The sequence below is a fragment of the Shewanella alkalitolerans genome, from assembly GCF_019457575.1.
Classification (GTDB): Bacteria; Pseudomonadota; Gammaproteobacteria; order Enterobacterales; family Shewanellaceae; genus Shewanella; species Shewanella loihica.
In genome coordinates, this window is record NZ_CP080422.1 from 1,971,104 (window position 1) to 1,989,138 (window position 18,035).

Consider the following 18,035-nt stretch of genomic DNA (forward strand, 5'->3'; position numbering starts at 1 on the left):
TGCTCCTTAGTTATTGCCGTTTGGGTCGATACGGAACTCACCCAGATCTTGGCCCTTATAGTCCATCACGTGTACCGAACAGGCCATACATGGGTCGAACGAGTGAATGATACGTATCACTTCCAGTGGTTTGGTTGGGTCTTCCAGCTTGAGGCCCAATAGGGATGCCTCATAGGGACCTACCTTACCGGCGGCGTCCACAGGGCCTGCGTTCCAGGTGGTAGGTACCACAGCCTGATAGTTCTCCACCAGACCGTTTTTGATGCGGATCCAGTGGCTGAGCATGCCGCGCGGCGCCTCGATCATGGCGTGACCCACATACTCTTTGCTTGGGTCGATCTCAGGCTTCACATAGGTCGCCTCATCCACAAGCAGGTTGTTGATCAGAGCATCGAAGGTCTTAAGACCCTGCTCGGCCACGATAACGGTTTGCAGCATGCGCGCCGCGGTGCGGCCAAGTGTAGTAAACAGGGCTTCAACCGGCAGGCCAGTGGCCTCCAGTAGACCGTTCACAGCATCGACCACCACCTTGTTGCCGCGGGCATAGCTGACCAGCAGGCTAGAGAGTGGCCCCACCTCGACTGGCTCACCTTGATAGCGAGGTGATTTCACCCAGCTGTACTTGCCGTCGCCATCCAGTGTCGGCAGCTTGCCGTAGACTGTGTCGCGCTCCACGAAGCCTGTGTAGTTAGGGATTGTGGTGCCGTCATATGGATGCTGTGGTTCGCTTGCGTCATACCAGGCGTGGCTCACATCTTCCTTGATCAGATCTGGGTTGATGTCGGTGACATTGGCCAGATCGCCATTCATGATCACACCCTGGTCGAACATGTACTGACCGTCGGCGAGGACAAAGTCGTTGGTTGCCAGGAAGTTCTTCACGTTGACGCCGCCGAGCACGCTAGGCTCGCCGCCGAAGGCTTCGGCCGCCATGACGATATCCGCCTTATAGGCGCGGTTGATAAAGTCGGCCACGATGGCGTGTTTCTGTTTCCACTCCTGCAGACGGGCAGGGCTTAACATGTCACGCACCGAGGTAACGCCACCAACTACCAGTGACTGAGGATGCGGCTGCTTACCGCCGAAGATGGCCAGCATCTCGGCCGCAACGCGCTGTACTTCCAGTGCCTTGAGGTAGTGAGACAGGGCGATTAGGTTCTGCTCAGGGGTAAACTTATAGGTGCCGTTGCCCCAGTAAGCGTTGGCGAAGGGGCCAAGTTTACCGGTTTCGACGAAGCCCTTGACGCGCTCTTGTACCGCGCGCAGCTCACCCTCGCCGGCAGCGATTGGGTTGTGGGTATATTTCAGCGCCACCTGTGCGGCGGCAGCCGGATCGGCACTCAGCGCAGAGACCACATCCACCCAGTCCAGGCCGTGGAGGTGATAGAAGTGCACTATGTGGTCATGCATATAGAGCGAGGTCTGCATGAGCGAGCGCAGATACTTGGCGTTCAGTGGGATCTTCACCCCTAAGGCGTTTTCCACTGCCTCGGTACCACAGCGATAGTGCGAATAGGTACAGACACCACAGATACGTTGAACGATAAGGCCCACATCCATCGGAGTGCGTCCCTTGAGGATCACCTCGATGCCACGCCAAAGGGTGGAGGAGGACCAGGCTTTTTGAACAACATTATTTTCGTCGACTTCGACCTCGATGCGCAGATGGCCTTCGATTCGAGTGATAGGGTCGATAACTACACGTTTGCTCATTGAATTAGTCCTCCTTCGAATTGGCAAATACGCTGGCAACAGCATGAGCGCCGATACCTACAGCTGTGGCACCCAAGATCACTGCGCCGACGGTATCGGCCGTTGCGTCCAGCCCATGAAGGAGCTGTCTGCCAAGGGGTTTTTCAAAGTCGGCCATGTCGTCCCAGAAGTTAGGCTCGGAGCAGCCCATACATCCGTGACCCGCAAGTACCGGCCAACTGGTGTGGTGATTGAATCTTTCTGTGGGGCAGTTGTTATAGGTATAAGGCCCTTTACATCCCACTTTATAGAGGCAGTAGCCCTCTTTGGCGCCTTCATCGCCAAACTGCTCGACAAATTCGCCGGCATCGAAGCGGCCGCGACGTTCACAGTTGTCGTGTACCCGTGCGCCGTAGGCCCACTTAGGACGGTTGAACATATCCAGCGCAGGCAGTTTGCCGAACATGATGAAATACATCAGGGTGCCAACAATGTTCTTCTCACTCGGTGGGCAGCCACCTAAGTTAACCACTGTCTTGTTCACTACCTTATCGACGCCCTTGGCACCGGTTGGATTAGGGGCGGCGGCCTGTACACCACCGAAGGAGGCGCAGGTACCGACTGAGATGATGGCGGCAGCGCCTTCGGCCGCATGCTTGATGATCTCAAGGCCGGTGTGACCCTTACAGCCAACGGTCAGGAAGGCACCATTGTTGGCGGTAGGGATAGCACCCTCTACGGCCAGCAGGTAGTTACCCTTGTAGGTTTCCAGTGCGTGTTCCAGGTTCTCTTCGGCTTGCCAACCGGCGGCGGCCATCAGAGTTTCATGGTATTCCAATGAAACATGGTCGAAGATCAGCGAGTCGAGGTTAGGGGTGTCTGCACGTACCAGAGATTCGGAGCAGCCGGTACATTCGGCCATGTGCAACCAGATCAGTGGTACGCGGTCCGCCAATTCGGCGGCTTCAGCAACCAGTGTGCTAAAGGGAAGCGGCAACGCCAGCATAGCGGTGACGGCGGCGCTCCATTTCATAAAGTCTCGGCGGGTGATTCCATGCTCTTCCATCTTGTCTTGCAATGTCTGAGCATGACGAGGCGCCAAGCGACGTAACTCTTCGAGGCGTGCTTGGCCTTGTTGATATAAGGCGGCATGTGTGTCCATGGTTAACCCTTTGTTTTCATTTTGATGCGAAAATGTAGTGGCACGATTCAGTAACTTAGTTTAGGCCTCAAATTCCGTGCGAATGTTGATGTATGTCAACATTTATAAACCTTGTGATCCGCAAGGGCATTCCACCTTCTATAGCTATGAGCTGGATCAAGTTTATTTAAAAACATGGGTCAAAATGTCCCACTTTTTGGCGGCATTTGATCCGCTTCAAACTTTATGCCTGTTGCATAAATGTTTGTTTTGTATGCTTATAAATAAAGTTGGTTAAAACTTCGGCTTTTTAGACCAACCTTAATTACACTTAAGGTGCGGACACGATTAAGGAGTCAGAATATGGAATCGATGAAAGTCGTTGATTATATGGATCGCCAGCCGGTGTTATTACAGGCAGACATGACACTGGCGGCCGCGGTCGAGAAGCTGCTCTCACAAAAAAAACTAGGCGCAGCCGTGGTCGATGCACAGGGTCATTTGGTGGGGTTTTTGTCGCAACAAGATTGTTTAGCCGTGATGCTTAAGAGTACCTATCACTGCGATCTCACCGCCAACGTGAGTGACTGCATGCGCACCGATGTGCTTACCGTCAGCAAGGATGAGCCCATCATCAGTTTGGCCGAGCAGATGCTGCTGCCCAAGCCTAAGATCTATCCTGTGATCGACCAGGGCAGGGTGGTCGGCATCATAGACAGAAATGCCGTATTGAGGGCGATCAACACCTCCATGCAGGAGTGTTATCTTAAACCTGCCTAAGTCAATGCTTATGTTCACCTTTTTATCGGCAAGCACCACACGGCACAACCGATAATCAGGTGAACAAATTCGCCGGTTTGAGGCGATTTTCCATATCAAAATGGCGCGTTCCTTGGTAGGATCCCTGCTTTGTGTTTTGTTATATGGGTTTTTCCTTTGAATTCGCCACGTCACCCCCTGTCTCATGCCTTTCTCAACCAGTGTTTTCAGGCCGATGCCTCTCGCATCAAGCGCCGCCTCCATCGACTGAAAAAACAAGCCAACGGCGAGCAGAAAGATGAGGCGCTGGCCCAGTTAGAAGAGCAGGCAATTGCCGCTGCAGCTAAGGTGGAGAGCCGCAGGCAGAATCGCCCCGAGATCAACTATCCCGACGCCTTGCCAGTATCGCAAAAGCGCGGCGAGATAGCCGAGGCGATCGCCAATAACCAGGTGGTAATTGTGGCCGGTGAGACAGGTTCGGGTAAGACGACCCAGCTGCCGAAGATCTGTCTCGAACTGGGCCTGGGCACCCGCGGGCTTATCGGTCATACCCAGCCAAGACGACTGGCCGCCCGCAGCGTGGCGACTCGTGTGGCCGAAGAGTTAAACAGCCCACTGGGCGAGGTGGTGGGCTTTAAGGTGCGTTTCGCCGATGCCATCAAACCGACCTCCTACATCAAGCTGATGACAGACGGTATCTTGCTGGCGGAACTGAGTTCAGACAAATACCTGGATCAGTACGACACCATCATTATCGATGAGGCCCACGAGCGAAGCCTGAATATCGACTTTATCCTGGGTTACCTCAAGAGCGTGCTCAAGCGCCGCCCAGATCTCAAGGTGATCATCACCTCGGCCACCATAGACGTGGAGCGTTTCTCCAAGCATTTCAATAACGCGCCTGTGATCGAGGTTTCGGGCCGTACCTATCCGGTTGAGACCCGCTATCGCCCTCTGGTTCGCGAGCAGGATGAAGACTTAGATCTCACCGATGGCATCTTCGCCGCGGTAGAGGAGCTGATGGCCGAAGGGCCGGGGGATATTCTCATCTTCCTCAATGGTGAGCGAGAGATCCGCGACCTAGCGGACCAGCTCAACAGGCAGCAGTACCGTGATACCGAGGTGTTACCTCTGTATGCTCGCCTCTCCTATGGTGAGCAGTCAAAGGTATTCAAGAGCCACCGTGGCCGCCGTATCGTGCTAGCCACCAACGTGGCGGAAACCTCCTTGACGGTTCCCGGCATCAAGTATGTGATCGACCCAGGCACGGCGCGCATCAGCCGTTACAGCTATCGCACTAAGGTGCAGCGCCTGCCGATCGAGCCTATCTCTCAGGCGAGCGCCAACCAGCGTCAGGGCCGTTGTGGCCGTGTGGCGCCGGGGATCTGTATTCGTCTCTACGATGAGGCGGACTTTAACAACCGCCCCGAGTTTACCGACCCCGAGATCCTAAGGACCAACCTGGCCTCTGTCATTTTACAGATGCTCTCCATCGGCCTTGGCGACATCGAAGGCTTCCCCTTCATTCAGCCACCCGATGCCCGATATATCCGTGATGGTTTCCTGCTGCTGGAAGAGCTACAGTCGGTGCGCAAACACAAGGGGCAGTTGCAACTTACGCCCCTTGGACGTCAGTTGGCGAGTATCCCTGTGGATCCGCGCTTGGCGCGCATGGTGGTACAGGCCAAAGAATATGGCTGCCTACATGAGACATTGGTTATCACCGCAGGCTTGTCGATCCAAGATCCCCGCGAGCGCCCAATGGATAAGAAGCAGGCCGCCGATGAGGCACACAGACGCTTCAACGATAAGGACTCTGATTTCATCGCCTGGGTCAAGCTGTGGGATCACATCAAGGAGCAGCAGAAAGCTCTGTCCGCCAGTCAGTTCCGCAAGCTGTGTAAGCAGGAGTTTCTGGCGTACCTACGGGTGCGAGAATGGCAGGATCTCTATACTCAGCTTCGACAAGCGGTGCACGACCTTAAGTGGAAGCTCAACAGCGAGCCCGCCGACTATGAGCTGCTGCATAAATCTTTGCTGACCGGTCTGCTGAGTCATATCGGCTTCAAGGATAAGGACAACGAGTATCTGGGGGCGCGCAACCGCAAGTTCTTCGTCTTCCCCGGCTCGCCGCTGGCCAAGAAGGGGCCTAAGTGGATCATGGCCGCCGAGATGACAGAGACCTCACGGTTGTTTGCCCGCTGCTGCGCCAAGATACAGCCGGAATGGGTCGAGCCTCTGGCCGGCCATCTGGTGAAGAAAAGCTATGTAGAGCCCCATTTCGAGGCCAAGCAGGGCAGTGTGGTGGCGCTGGAAAACCAACAGCTCTACGGCCTGAGCATAGTCAATCGCCGCCGGGTGCAGTATGGCCCGGTGGAGCCGGTGGAGGCCCGCGAGATCTTCATTCGCAGCGCCCTGGCCGAAGGTGAGCTGCGCACCAAGGAGGCGTTTTTCGTCAAGAACCGCGCCCTGATCGACGATATCGAGGCGCTGGAGCATAAGTCCCGTCGCCGCGACATCTTGGTGGACGAGCAAGCGCTGGTGGATTTCTATGAGACGCGCATCCCCGAGGGGATCTACAACGCCCCTAAGCTGCTGACCTGGTGGAAGCAGGAGAAGAAGCGTCAGCCCCATCTGCTGGACTTTGAACGTGAGCAGCTGATGAAGCGCAGCGACGAGCATGTCTCGGCGCTGGACTTCCCCGATAACTGGCATCAGGGCAACTTTAACTTGCCGCTGAGTTATCACTTCGAGCCGGCGGATCTTGATGACGGCGTCTCGGTGCATCTCCCCGTCGCGCTGCTTAACCAGATAGAGGCCCAGGGCTTCGACTGGTTGGTGCCGGGGCTTAGGGAAGAGAAGATCACCGCGCTGATCAAGTCCTTGCCTAAGACACTGAGACGTAACTTCGTGCCGGCGCCTGATTATGCCAGGGCCTGCTTGCAGGCGATGGCTAATACTAACAGCAGTAGTGAGATGAGCCTGCTGGAGGCCATGTGTAAGCAGCTGCTGCGCATGAGCGGCGTGCGTATCTCGGTTGATGATTTCGACCTCTCGCAGCTCGCGCCCCATCTGCTGATCAACTTCAAGGTGGAAGATGACAAGGGCAAGTTAATTGCACAGGGCAGGGAGCTTGAGCAGCTAAAAGATAAGCTTCAGGGCAGGGTAACCCAGGCGATTCGCAACGTCGCCGAGAGCGGCATAGAGCAGAGTGAGCTGACCCAGTGGAGCTTTGGCGACCTGCCCAAACAGTATGAGAAGAAGCGGGGGAACTTCCAGGTGAAGGCTTTCCCTGCGCTGGTGGACAACAAGGATAGCGTGGCCATCAAGCTGTTTGATGATGAGCATGAGGCCGGCCGCTGCCACAAGGCGGGTTTGCAGCGTCTCTTGCTGCTCAACATGCCATCGCCGGTGAAGCACCTGCAGAACACCCTGCCCAACAAGGCCAAGTTGGCCATGTACTTCAACCCCTTTGGCCAGGTGCAGTATCTGATCGACGATATCCTGTCGGCGGCGGTGCAGCAGTTGCTGGATGAGAAGGGCTTAGATGTGCGCAGCGCCGAGCAGTTCGACCAGGCTAAAGATGTGGTGCGTCAGGATCTCAACCCCACGGCGGCCAAGATCGCCCTGCAGGTGGAGGAGATCTTGACCCTTTATCAGAAGGTGAAGAAGCGCCTCAAGGGCAAGATCAGCCTGGATATCGCCTTCGCCATGAGTGACATTCAGACCCAGTTGGATAACCTGGTGTTTAAAGGCTTTGTCGAGCAGAGTGGTTGGCAGCGACTTTCTGATTTAATCCGTTATATCAAGGCGATAGATAATCGTTTAGATAAGCTTCCCGTGGATCCTAACCGTGACCGCCTACACCTGCATAGCATCAACAATGTGCAACAGACCCTGGCTGCCCAGCTGGCCAAAGTGCCCCGCAGCGCGGCGGTGCCCGAGGCGCTGCAAGAGGCTCGCTGGATGATAGAGGAGTATCGCGTCTCCTGTTTCGCCCAGGTGTTAGGTACCGCCTATCCCATCTCGGAGAAGCGCATCCTCAACCGCATCGCCGAAGCCTGATTATTGTCATAAAGACTAAAGAAGCACCCGCAACGGGTGCTTTTTTTTACCCCACTAAATCCCCCTCTACCCCCATCGATATATTTTTACGATTTAGATCACATTTTGACTTACGAAATCGCCATTTTGTGACTATGTTTTAGTTGTTTATGAATAGCTAATTTATTCATTTTGTTGCTTTCTCAATCGAAATACGTGTCTAGGAGAGGTGATCTGGGTTTTATCTGCGACAAAAGGATGATCCAGATCAAACCTGCATAGAATTTACCGATTTAGGGGTATACAGAATGTTAAGAAATTATTGATACCATAAATAACAGGAAGAAAAGTATGGTTTTATCGTTTGATTGGTCCACACCAACCACTGGCTAGCCTGCTTTATCTGCTATGAAAACCGGCATGACCCGTTGGAGGATGCATGAGTTCCACACCTAATGAAGAGAAAAGTTTAGAGCTAAAAATATTTGTGTTTCTAACCGTTTTTCTTGCTCCCCTGCTGTCAGTGTTACTCGTTTCTGGTTTGGGCTTCGCTATCTGGTTTAGCCAGATATTTACCGGCCCGCCAGGTGCAGGTTAACCCACTGTATTCGAACAATTATTAAGAGTGTAAATGTCAATGAGCAATGAACTTCACGTCACCAGTTTAGTGGTTCAGGTTAAGCCTGAATTTATGTCGAGTGTCAGACAGACAATCATGAAGATGGAAAATGCTGAGTTGTCTGTAAACGATGAGGTCAAGCTGGTTGTTGTGCTGGAAGGCATGACCCAGAAGGGCCTGATGGCTGACATAGAGGCGATCAACAAGATTGAGGGCGTGCTGTCCGCAGCCATGGTGTATCACCAGAGTGAAGTGCTTGAAGAGGTTGAAAAATGAAGATGAATCGACGCGAATTTATGAAGGCAAATGCGGCCATGGCCGCTGCCTCAGTGGCTGGTTTGGCCTTGCCTGCAACGGCAAGCAACCTAATTACCAGTTCAGAGCAGACTAAACTTGAGTGGAACAAGGCGCCATGTCGTTTCTGCGGTACAGGTTGTTCGGTCATTGTCGCGACACGCGACGGCAAGGTGGTTGCGACTCACGGCGACGCCGAGAGCGAGGTAAACCGTGGCCTGAACTGTATCAAGGGTTACTTCCTGTCTAAGATCATGTACGGCAAGGACAGACTCCAGAGCCCTATGCTGCGTATGACCAACGGAAAATACGACAAGCATGGCGAGTTCACCCCTGTGAGCTGGGACACTGCCTTCGATACCATGGCAGAGAAGTGGAAAGACACCATCAAGAAGAAGGGCCCAACCGCCATCGGTATGTTTGGCTCAGGCCAGTGGACAGTATGGGAAGGCTACGCCGCCTCTAAACTGATGAAGGCCGGTTTTGGCTCTAACAACATCGACCCTAACGCCCGTCACTGTATGGCCTCTGCGGTAGGTGGCTTCATGCGTACCTTCGGTATCGATGAGCCTATGGGTTGTTACGATGACATGGAAAACGCCGATGCCTTCGTGCTCTGGGGTTCTAACATGGCCGAGATGCACCCTATCCTCTGGAGCCGTGTCACCGACCGTCGTCTTAGCGCGCCACACGTTAAGGTGTCTGTGCTATCGACCTTTACCCACAGATCTTTCGACCTGGCCGACCTTGGCATCGTCTTCACGCCGCAGACCGACCTGGCTATTCTGAACTTTATTGCCAACTACATCATTCAAAACGATGCGGTAAACTGGGATTTCGTCAACAAGCACGTTAACTTCCGCAAGGGTGAAACCGACATCGGCTACGGCCTGCGTCCAACCCATCCGCTGCAGCAGAAAGCCAAGAACGTTAAGACGGCAGGCAAGTCTACGCCAATCGAATTTGACGCCTTTAAGGCCTTCGTTGCCGACTATGACGTGGCCTCTGTCAGCAAGCTTTCTGGCGTGCCGGAAGATAAGCTGATTGAACTGGCGAAACTCTACGCCGATCCAAATACCAAGGTGACCTCATTCTGGACCATGGGCTTCAACCAACATACCCGTGGTGTGTGGTGTAACAACCTGATTTATAACATTCACCTGCTAACAGGTAAGATCTCAACGCCGGGTAACAGCCCATTCTCGCTGACCGGTCAACCCTCTGCCTGTGGTACCGCCCGTGAAGTGGGTACCTTCTCACATCGTCTGCCTGCAGACCTTGTGGTGAATAATCCAGAACACAGAAAGATTGCCGAGAAGATCTGGAAGATCCCAGATGGCATCATTCCGCCTAAGCCTGGCTACCACGCGGTAGAGCAGAACCGTCGCCTCAAAGATGGTGACATGAACTGCTACTGGGTGCAGGTAAACAACAACATGCAGGCCGGTCCTAACATGAACGAAGAGGGCTTACCTGGCTATCGTAACCCTGAAAACTTCATCGTAGTGTCTGACGCCTACCCAACGGTGACCACACAGGCCGCCGACCTGATTCTGCCAACCGCCATGTGGGTGGAGAAAGAGGGCGCCTATGGTAACGCCGAGCGTCGTACTCAGTTCTGGCATCAGATGGTGAAGGCGCCGGGCGAATCTCGCTCAGATCTCTGGCAGTTGATGGAGTTCGCTAAGCGCTTCACTACAGACGAAGTCTGGCCAAAAGAGGTACTTGAGGCGAACCCTCAGTACAAGGGCAAGACGCTGTTCCAGGTACTCTACCAGAACGGTAACGTAGATAAGTTCCCACTGGAGCAGGCCGATCCTAAGTACATGAACGATGAAGCCAAGCACTTTGGTTACTATGTTCAGAAGGGTCTGTTTGAAGAGTACGCCACCTTCGGTCGCGGCCATGGCCATGACTTGGCTGACTTCGATACCTACCATGAGGTGCACGGTCTGCGCTGGCCTGTGGTTAACGGTAAAGAGACCAAGTGGCGCTTCCGCGAAGGCAGCGATCCTTATGTGAAACCAGGTACAGGCTTCCAGTTCTACGGTAAGCCAGATGGTAAGGCGGTTATCTACGCACTGCCATACGAGCCTGCCGCCGAGTCGCCAGATGAAGAGTTTAACCTCTGGTTATCGACCGGTCGTGTGCTGGAGCACTGGCACTCAGGTTCTATGACCCAGCGTGTGCCCGAGCTGTACCGCGCCTTCCCGGATGCCGTGTGCTTCATGCATCCAGAAGACGCTAAGAAACGCGGCCTGCGTCGCGGTGATGAGGTGAAGGTGGTTTCTCGCCGTGGTGAGATCAAGACACGTGTCGAGACCCGTGGCCGTAACAAGCCGCCTGTCGGTCTGGTCTTTGTGCCTTGGTTCGACGCCAGCCAGCTGATTAACAAGGTGACGCTAGATGCGACGGATCCTTTGTCTAAACAGACTGACTTTAAGAAGTGCGCAGTTAAAGTAGTTAAGGCATAAGGAGAATCACCATGAAATCATTGAAACTTGTAACCTTGGCGACTCTGGTGACTCTCTCTGTCGGCGCGACCTTTAGCAGCGTGGCTGCCAGCGTGCCCGATGAGAAGGTTGCCACCCTCAGGCAGGCGCCGCTCGACACTAACCCGACGCCGCCTGTGATGCAGAAGGTGCGTAACACAGACGTTAAGCAGGTGCGTAACTATCCGATGCAGCCGCCGGTGATCCCCCATAAGATCGACGGCTATCAGATAGATCTGAAGGTGAATAAGTGTATGTCGTGCCACGCCCGTAAGCGTGTTGGCGACTCACAGGCACCTATGGTGAGTGTGACCCACTACATGGACAGGGAAAACAACTTCTTAGCTGATCTTTCTCCACGTCGCTATTTCTGTACTCAGTGCCATGTGCCCCAGCTGGATGCAAAAACCTTGGTAGGTAATGACTTTATTGATATCGACCACTTGATTAAAGCTGAAGCAGCTAAGCACTAGGAGCGGCCGTATGTTAGATAAGTTGAAAAAAATCTGGCAGGTGTTAAGAAAACCCAGCGTGCATTTTAGCTTAGGTTTCCTTACCTTAGGCGGCTTCGTCGCGGGGGTGATCTTCTGGGGGGGATTCAACACCGCCCTGGAAGCCACCAACCAGGAAGCCTTCTGTATCGGCTGTCACGAGATGGAAAATAACGTGTATCAGGAGCTGAAGTCGACGATACACTTTACCAACCGCAGTGGTGTGCGTGCGACCTGTCCGGATTGTCACGTGCCTCACAACTGGACAGATAAGATAGCCCGTAAGATGCAGGCCTCGAAAGAGGTGTGGGGCAAGGTATTCGGCACCATCAACACGCGTGACAAGTTTGAGGCCAAGCGCCGCGAACTGGCTGAGCATGAATGGGCACGACTCAAGGCCAACGATTCGCTTGAATGTCGTAACTGCCACAATTTCGACTACATGGACTTTACTCGTCAATCGACACGTGCGGCCAATATGCACTCCACATCATTGGCCAGCGGAGAGAAGACCTGTATCGATTGTCATAAGGGTATTGCTCACCACTTACCTGATATGAAAGGAGTCGAAGGCTTCTAGTTAAGCCTGCTCGTTGGGCATTAGCGCTTAAGACACCATCTCCAAGTAAAAACGCCAGCATTCATCTCGCTGGCGTTTTTTTTTATTTTTTCTCGAAGCTTAGGATTGCACCGAGTCGATGATCAGCTCCCTGAGCCAGCGATGGCTGGGGTCGAGATCGAAATGTTTATGCCAAAGCAGCACATAGGTGCCGGGCACCATCTGTGTGGGGATTGGCAGTGATACCAGCTTAAACTGCCCCATCATCACCTTGGCGTATTTGGCGGGCGAGCAGAGGATGAGGTCGCTCTGCTCGCATAGCTGCATGGCGCTGTTAAAGTCGGTGAGGTTGACCGCGATGTCCCGCTTGAGGTGCTTCATCTGCAACACATCATCCAGCAGCCAGTGGGAGATACCGCCGAAGGTGACCTGCAGATGGCGATACTTCAAAAAGGTACTCAGGTTCCACTCCTCTTGTAGAAGTGGATGACCCTCGCGCACCAGACAGAGGGAGTGATCCCGGGTCAGCTCGACGAAGCGCAGGGCGCTGGGCAGGTTGTTGATATGCTGCAGCGAGCGCTCGTCCCATTCCCGGCAGGCGATCCCCAGATCGGTATCGCAGCGTAGCAGCCGCTCCATGCTCTCGCTATGCCAGGTGTGGCTGTCTAAGGTGATCTTAGGTGCCTGCTTGAGCAGCTTGGGCATGAAGCGTGGATAGGTTAGTGAGTAGGCGGTCTCCACTAACTCGAGCCGAAAGCGTCTGTGGCTCTTGGAGGGATCGAAGTCGCTGGGTCGGGTGAGGGAGGAGACCTGACTCAATATTTGACGGATCTCCGGCCCCAGCTGTTTAGCCTTGGGGGTTGGACGCAGGCCATGGGCGGTGCGCTCGAACAGCTGGTCGTCGAAGGAGTCTCTGAGCTTATTGAGCTGTTTGCTCACCGCAGATTGGCTCAGATGCAGGCGCTCGGCGGCGGCCGTGACGCTCTGCTCCTCCAGCAACACCTCCAGCAGGGGAAGCAGGTTAAAGTCGAATGCTTTCAATGGGAATTCCGTTAGTGGATGGTGTTAACTGCTGCCATGATAGCCAGCTGGCAGGTTTTTAGGTAGCCCTATCTCAAAGTTTGCCTTTGGCTATTTACCTTTAGCCATGGAGTTGGTTATGCTCGGCGATTCCCACGGCGTTTGCCTTTGGCTCTTTATGCCAAGACTGGCAATAATCTAGCGCGCCGGGAAATAAGTTGGACACTGACAGGACTGTCGGTCTGGTAATGTTAATGGAAGTGCTAGTGTGAACTAGTGCGCGGCGTGAGGGGTAACTCATGCCAAATCAACGGAATTTGTAATGATGAAAAAGATACTGCTTGTAGGTTTGACCTCTCTGACCCTATGTTCTCCACTGGCCTTTGCCAGAGATGATGTCGGCAATTATAACATCGCCTCAGTGCTTTATTCAGATGCGGCCAAGGCCAAGCTGGGCAGTGATGTCAGCTTCTACTTTGGCGAGCAGGCCTATGGTGAGCCACTACAGAAACTGGGTGAGCTGAAGACCAACAAGAAGACCAATGCGTTTAATAAGTCAGATCAGGAAGCCTGCGAATGGGTCTTCCTATCGGCGATGATCGCCCTTAAAAATAGCGCATTGAAACAGGGCGGTAACGCCATTGTGAATATCAAGTCTAACTATAAGAACAACCTGACCTCGAGCGAAGAGACCTTCCAGTGCGGCGCCGGCGCCCTGATGGCGGGCGTGGCGCTGACCGGTGAGGTGGTTAAGCTGGCCGAGGGTGCTAATTCTGAAACGGCTAATCCTGAGAATGTTAGTCCCGAAAGCGTTAAATAACTAGGTTGATAGCCAAGGCCCGTCTTGAGTTATGATTCTTGGTTTAGGGCTATTGGGTTGAGTCTTTTCCTTCAAAATAATAAAAACGCCAGCAGTTGCTGGCGTTTTTTGTGCTTATTGATTAGTCGCTAACGATTGGGTATGCGCTAGGCGCGCATCGCCTTTTCGCCGCGGCACAGACCGACCACACCTGAGCGGGAGACCTCAATCACCTTAGTCACCTCGCCGATGGCGGCGATGAAGGCGTCGAGTTTATCCGAGGTGCCGGCCATCTGAATGGTGTAGAGCTCAGAGGTGACATCCACTATCTGACCGCGGAAGATATCGGCGGTGCGCTTCACCTCCTCACGACCCGCGCCCTTGGCTTTCACCTTGATCAGTGCCAGCTCACGCTCAATATGGCTGGACTCGGTAATGTTGGACACCTTGAGAATGTCGATCAGCTTATGCAGCTGCTTCTCAATCTGTTCCAGCACCGCCTCGTCGGCCACCAGGGTAATGTTGAGCCTGGAGAGGGTGACATCATCCGTCGGCGCCACCGTTAGGCTTTCGATGTTGTAGCCTCGCTGGGAGAAAAGGCCTACCACGCGGGATAGGGCGCCGGGTTGGTTTTCGAGTAATACAGAAATAATTCGACGCATTAGCTTTTCTCCGTCTTGCTTAGCCACATTTCATTCATCCCGCCACCGCGGATCTGCATTGGGTAGACGTGCTCCGTCTCATCGACGCTGATGTCGACGAAGACCAGCTTGTCCTTCATGGCAAGGGCCTTCTCGAGCCCGGCTTCCAGCTCGGCCGGGTCGCTGATGGTCATGCCCACGTGGCCGTAGGCCTCGGCGATTTTGGCAAAGTTAGGCACTGAGTCCATGTAGGAGTGGGAGTGACGACCCGAGTAGATCATATCCTGCCACTGCTTCACCATACCGAGGAAACGGTTGTTCAAGTTGATAATTTTGACCGGCGTATCGTATTGCAGCGCGGTAGACAGCTCCTGGATATTCATCTGGATCGAGCCATCGCCGGTGACGCAGATAACCGTCTCGTCCGGCTTGGCCATCTTCACCCCCATGGCGGCTGGCAAGCCAAAGCCCATGGTGCCCAGGCCGCCCGAGTTGATCCAGCGTCTTGGCTTGTTGAAGGGGTAGTAGAGGGCAGCGAACATCTGATGCTGACCCACGTCCGAGGCCACGTAGGCATCGCCATTGGTCAGCTTGTGCAGTGTCTCGATCACCTGCTGGGGCTTGATGCGCTCGCTGCTCTTGTCATAGGCCAGGCTGTTGCGGCTGCGCCACTGATTGATCTCGCTCCACCAGTAGTCGATGGCGCCTTCATCGTTTTTCATCGACGGCTCATCGTCAAGTAGGGCCAGCATGTCATCGAGCACGCTATCGGCCGAGCCCACGATGGGGATATCCACCCTGACCGTCTTGGAGATGGATGACGGGTCGATATCGATATGCAATATGGTGGCGTTGGGGCAATATTTTTCCACGTTGTTGGTGGTGCGATCGTCGAACCTCACCCCGATGCCGAAGATAAGGTCGGCGTTGTGCATCGCCATGTTGGCCTCATAGCAGCCATGCATGCCGAGCATACCGACGCTGTTGGCGTGAGTGCCGGGAAAGGCGCCCAGCCCCATTAGGGTGCTGACCACCGGCAGGCCGAGTCTGTCAGACAGTTTAAGGATCTGCTGGTCTGCGCCCGAGATCACTGCGCCGCCGCCCACATAGAGTACCGGTTTCTTGGCCTTTAACAGGGCCTGTAGGCCGCGGCGGATCTGTCCCTTATGGCCCGTCGTCGTCGGGTTATAGGAACGCATGTTTATCTCATCCGGATATTGGTATTCGTGCAATATCTGTGGGTTGAGACAATCCTTGGGAATGTCTACCACCACAGGGCCGGGACGACCGGTAGAGGCGATGTAGAAGGCCTTCTTGATGATGGCAGGAATATCCTTGGCGTCTGTCACCAGGAAGCTGTGTTTCACCACGGGTCGGGAGATGCCTATCATGTCACATTCCTGGAAGGCATCATTACCAATTAAGTTGCTGGGAACCTGTCCCGAGAGCACGACCAGCGGAATAGAGTCCATGTAGGCGGTGGCGATCCCGGTGATGGCATTGGTGGCACCTGGGCCCGAGGTGACCAGTACCACACCCACCTTGCCGGTGGCGCGGGCATAGCCGTCGGCCATGTGCACGGCCGCCTGCTCGTGGCGTACGAGAATATGTTCTATACCGGATTTTTGGTGCAGGGCATCGTAAATATCGAGTACCGAGCCACCTGGATAGCCGAAAATGTGTTTAACGCCTTCATCGATTAATGATCGGACGATCATGCTGGCGCCGGAAAGTTTTTCCATTGGTGATCCCTCTTAAGTTACCGCGACGGTATGCAGTATCTTGATACAGCGACGGTAATCGCTCTAAACATAGAGTCTGGAGGGTAATCCAGACTCGCGCTTCACCCGAAAGCGGTCGGCTTGGGGTGACTGTTGCCAATGAACAGAATTTCATCATATTCAATAGATGAATGAATTCAAGCCTTTTATCAGCAAAGTTTGCCAAGTTGAGCAAAACTCACGTTCGAGGTGAGATAGCCGTTGGCCTAAGTGGCGGTTTGATGGGATTTGAGCGCCGTCATTAATCTTTAATCGGGCGATGTAGACTTTAGTCTCAGAAGGTTATTTTATGGCATCGCCGCCCAATTGAGTCACCGGGCGGCGGTTATCTTAGAGTTCAAGCTAATGGCGAGCTTGACGGTGAATCTAACGTAAGTGTGGCAAGTTAATGCGGTAATTGACGTATCAGCACCGTTAGCCCTGTCTTTGCTGTGAATGCGCCAGGAACTGGCATAGGCCGACCAGCAGCACGGCGCCAAGCATGAGCGCCGAGAAGGGCACAGCTGTCCCTGTGTAGAAGAGCGCCAACAGAGGGCCCGCCAGGGCGCCAAAGCCAAATCTTAGCGTGCCTATCACCGCCGTCGCCGTGCCAGTCTCCTGCTGAAACTTCATCAAGACTATGGCGTCGGCATTGACCGACATTACGCCCAGGAACCCCATGAAGGGGATGAGCGCCGCCACGGTAAAGTGATAGCTAAGTCCCAGCAGGTTAACGCTTAATAAGCCGATGCCGGCGACGGCCGCCAGTAGGGTGGCCACCTTGAGCATGCGGCGTGAGCCATACTTGACCACGATGCGGCTGTTGATCACGTTGGCCAGCATCAGGGCGCCGACATTGGTGCTAAAGAGGATGGCAAACAGGCTCTTATCCAGACCAAACACCTCCATGTAGACGAACGGTGAGGCGGTGAGGTAGCAGAAAAAGGCAAACGAGGTCATCACGCCGCTGGCGATATGCAGCTTAACGCCGGGTTTGGTAAACACCACGGCATAGGCGCCGAAGAATGACCGCTGACTGCGAGCCTCGGTTTGCGAATCGCTGGGCATTCTTAGCTTGGTCAGTACCAGGATGAGCAGCAAGCTGGCGTAACAGGCTAAGATGAAGAAGATCAGGTGCCACTCGCCCAGCTCGAGGATCAGGCTGCCCATGGTGGGGGCGATGAGCGGCGCCAGCATCATGATCAGGCTGACATAGGACATCCCCTTGGCGGTGTTCTTGCCATAGACCTCCTTGATGTAGCCGGGCACCACCACTGTGGCGGCTGCGCCGATGAATGCCTGCAGAAATCTCAGCCCCAGAAACACCTCCACGCTAGTGACGAAGGCCAGTGCCAGGCTGATCAAACCAAAGCCGGTTAAGCCAAGCAGCACCAAGGGGCGGCGGCCGATGCGGTCGGCGATGGGGCCGAAGGTGAGCATGCCAAGGGCATAGCCCGCCAGATAGAGACTCAGCGACTGCTGCACAGTGGTGACGCTGGAGTTGAAGCTGCTGGCCAGGGTCGACATGGCCGGCAGGTACATGTCGATCGCCAGCGGCGTGATGGCGACTATGGCCGATAACATGGGGATCAACAGGGCCAGATTGGGGATGCCCTGGGGTTGGCTAAGCTCAGATGACGGGATCGACGCTTTGTTCACTCATACCTCTTGTGACCGAATTTAAGACAATTTGTGGGGGTGATAACAGGTGATGGGGATGTTAT

14 protein-coding genes are annotated in these 18,035 nt (G+C 54.3%); 8 read left to right on the forward strand and 6 right to left on the reverse strand.

Features of this window, described 5'->3' with window-relative positions:
• Window positions 1-6: 6 nt before the first annotated feature.
• A complete protein-coding gene (gene hyaB, locus K0J45_RS08905; protein WP_220045016.1) occupies window positions 7-1,713 on the reverse strand; it encodes a nickel-dependent hydrogenase large subunit in 1,707 nt (568 codons plus the stop codon).
• Window positions 1,714-1,717: 4 nt separating this feature from the next.
• Window positions 1,718-2,854 carry a nickel-dependent hydrogenase small subunit gene (hyaA, locus tag K0J45_RS08910; protein WP_011865563.1) on the reverse strand — a complete coding sequence of 379 codons (1,137 nt, stop codon included), beginning with the start codon at window positions 2,852-2,854 and terminating at the stop codon, window positions 1,718-1,720.
• A 342-nt stretch (window positions 2,855-3,196) separates the two neighbouring features.
• Between hyaA and K0J45_RS08915 the strand changes: the two genes are divergently transcribed.
• The 7 genes from K0J45_RS08915 to K0J45_RS08945 all read left to right on the forward strand — a co-directional run bounded on the left by K0J45_RS08915 (window position 3,197) and on the right by K0J45_RS08945 (window position 12,112).
• Window positions 3,197-3,613, forward strand: coding sequence for a CBS domain-containing protein (locus K0J45_RS08915; protein WP_011865564.1), 417 nt, complete (start codon window positions 3,197-3,199; stop codon window positions 3,611-3,613).
• 156 nt (window positions 3,614-3,769) lie between these two features.
• A complete protein-coding gene (gene hrpA, locus K0J45_RS08920) occupies window positions 3,770-7,657 on the forward strand; it encodes an ATP-dependent RNA helicase HrpA (protein WP_220045017.1) in 3,888 nt (1,295 codons plus the stop codon).
• Between the two features lie 418 nt (window positions 7,658-8,075).
• On the forward strand, window positions 8,076-8,234 hold the full coding sequence (locus K0J45_RS08925) for a nitrate reductase (protein WP_011865566.1): 159 nt from the start codon (window positions 8,076-8,078) through the stop codon (window positions 8,232-8,234).
• 39 nt (window positions 8,235-8,273) lie between these two features.
• Window positions 8,274-8,531 carry a chaperone NapD gene (locus K0J45_RS08930; RefSeq protein WP_041406610.1) on the forward strand — a complete coding sequence of 86 codons (258 nt, stop codon included), beginning with the start codon at window positions 8,274-8,276 and terminating at the stop codon, window positions 8,529-8,531.
• A gap of 2 nt (window positions 8,532-8,533) precedes the next feature.
• Window positions 8,534-11,023, forward strand: a complete 2,490-nt coding sequence (gene napA / locus K0J45_RS08935) for a nitrate reductase catalytic subunit NapA (protein ID WP_220045261.1) — start codon at window positions 8,534-8,536, stop codon at window positions 11,021-11,023.
• An 11-nt stretch (window positions 11,024-11,034) separates the two neighbouring features.
• Complete coding sequence (locus K0J45_RS08940) at window positions 11,035-11,514, forward strand: nitrate reductase cytochrome c-type subunit (protein ID WP_011865569.1); 480 nt, start codon at window positions 11,035-11,037, stop codon at window positions 11,512-11,514.
• A gap of 10 nt (window positions 11,515-11,524) precedes the next feature.
• Complete coding sequence (locus K0J45_RS08945) at window positions 11,525-12,112, forward strand: cytochrome c3 family protein (RefSeq protein ID WP_011865570.1); 588 nt, start codon at window positions 11,525-11,527, stop codon at window positions 12,110-12,112.
• A gap of 99 nt (window positions 12,113-12,211) precedes the next feature.
• Here the strand turns inward: K0J45_RS08945 and K0J45_RS08950 are convergent, their stop codons facing one another.
• Complete coding sequence (locus K0J45_RS08950) at window positions 12,212-13,132, reverse strand: LysR family transcriptional regulator (RefSeq protein ID WP_220045018.1); 921 nt, start codon at window positions 13,130-13,132, stop codon at window positions 12,212-12,214.
• A gap of 301 nt (window positions 13,133-13,433) precedes the next feature.
• Between K0J45_RS08950 and K0J45_RS08955 the strand changes: the two genes are divergently transcribed.
• Window positions 13,434-13,931, forward strand: a complete 498-nt coding sequence (locus K0J45_RS08955) for an excinuclease (protein ID WP_220045019.1) — start codon at window positions 13,434-13,436, stop codon at window positions 13,929-13,931.
• 146 nt (window positions 13,932-14,077) lie between these two features.
• Here K0J45_RS08955 and ilvN read toward each other — a convergent pair whose 3' ends face one another.
• The 3 genes from ilvN to K0J45_RS08970 all read right to left on the reverse strand — a co-directional run bounded on the left by ilvN (window position 14,078) and on the right by K0J45_RS08970 (window position 17,970).
• Complete coding sequence (ilvN, locus tag K0J45_RS08960; protein WP_011865573.1) at window positions 14,078-14,572, reverse strand: acetolactate synthase small subunit; 495 nt, start codon at window positions 14,570-14,572, stop codon at window positions 14,078-14,080.
• Entirely contained in the window at window positions 14,572-16,293 is a 1,722-nt protein-coding gene (locus tag K0J45_RS08965; protein ID WP_011865574.1) for an acetolactate synthase 3 large subunit, read from the reverse strand. Before K0J45_RS08965 ends, ilvN begins: the two co-directional genes overlap by 1 nt.
• Before the next feature lie 453 nt (window positions 16,294-16,746).
• Window positions 16,747-17,970, reverse strand: a complete 1,224-nt coding sequence (locus K0J45_RS08970) for a multidrug effflux MFS transporter (RefSeq protein WP_220045020.1) — start codon at window positions 17,968-17,970, stop codon at window positions 16,747-16,749.
• Window positions 17,971-18,035 lie beyond the last annotated feature (65 nt).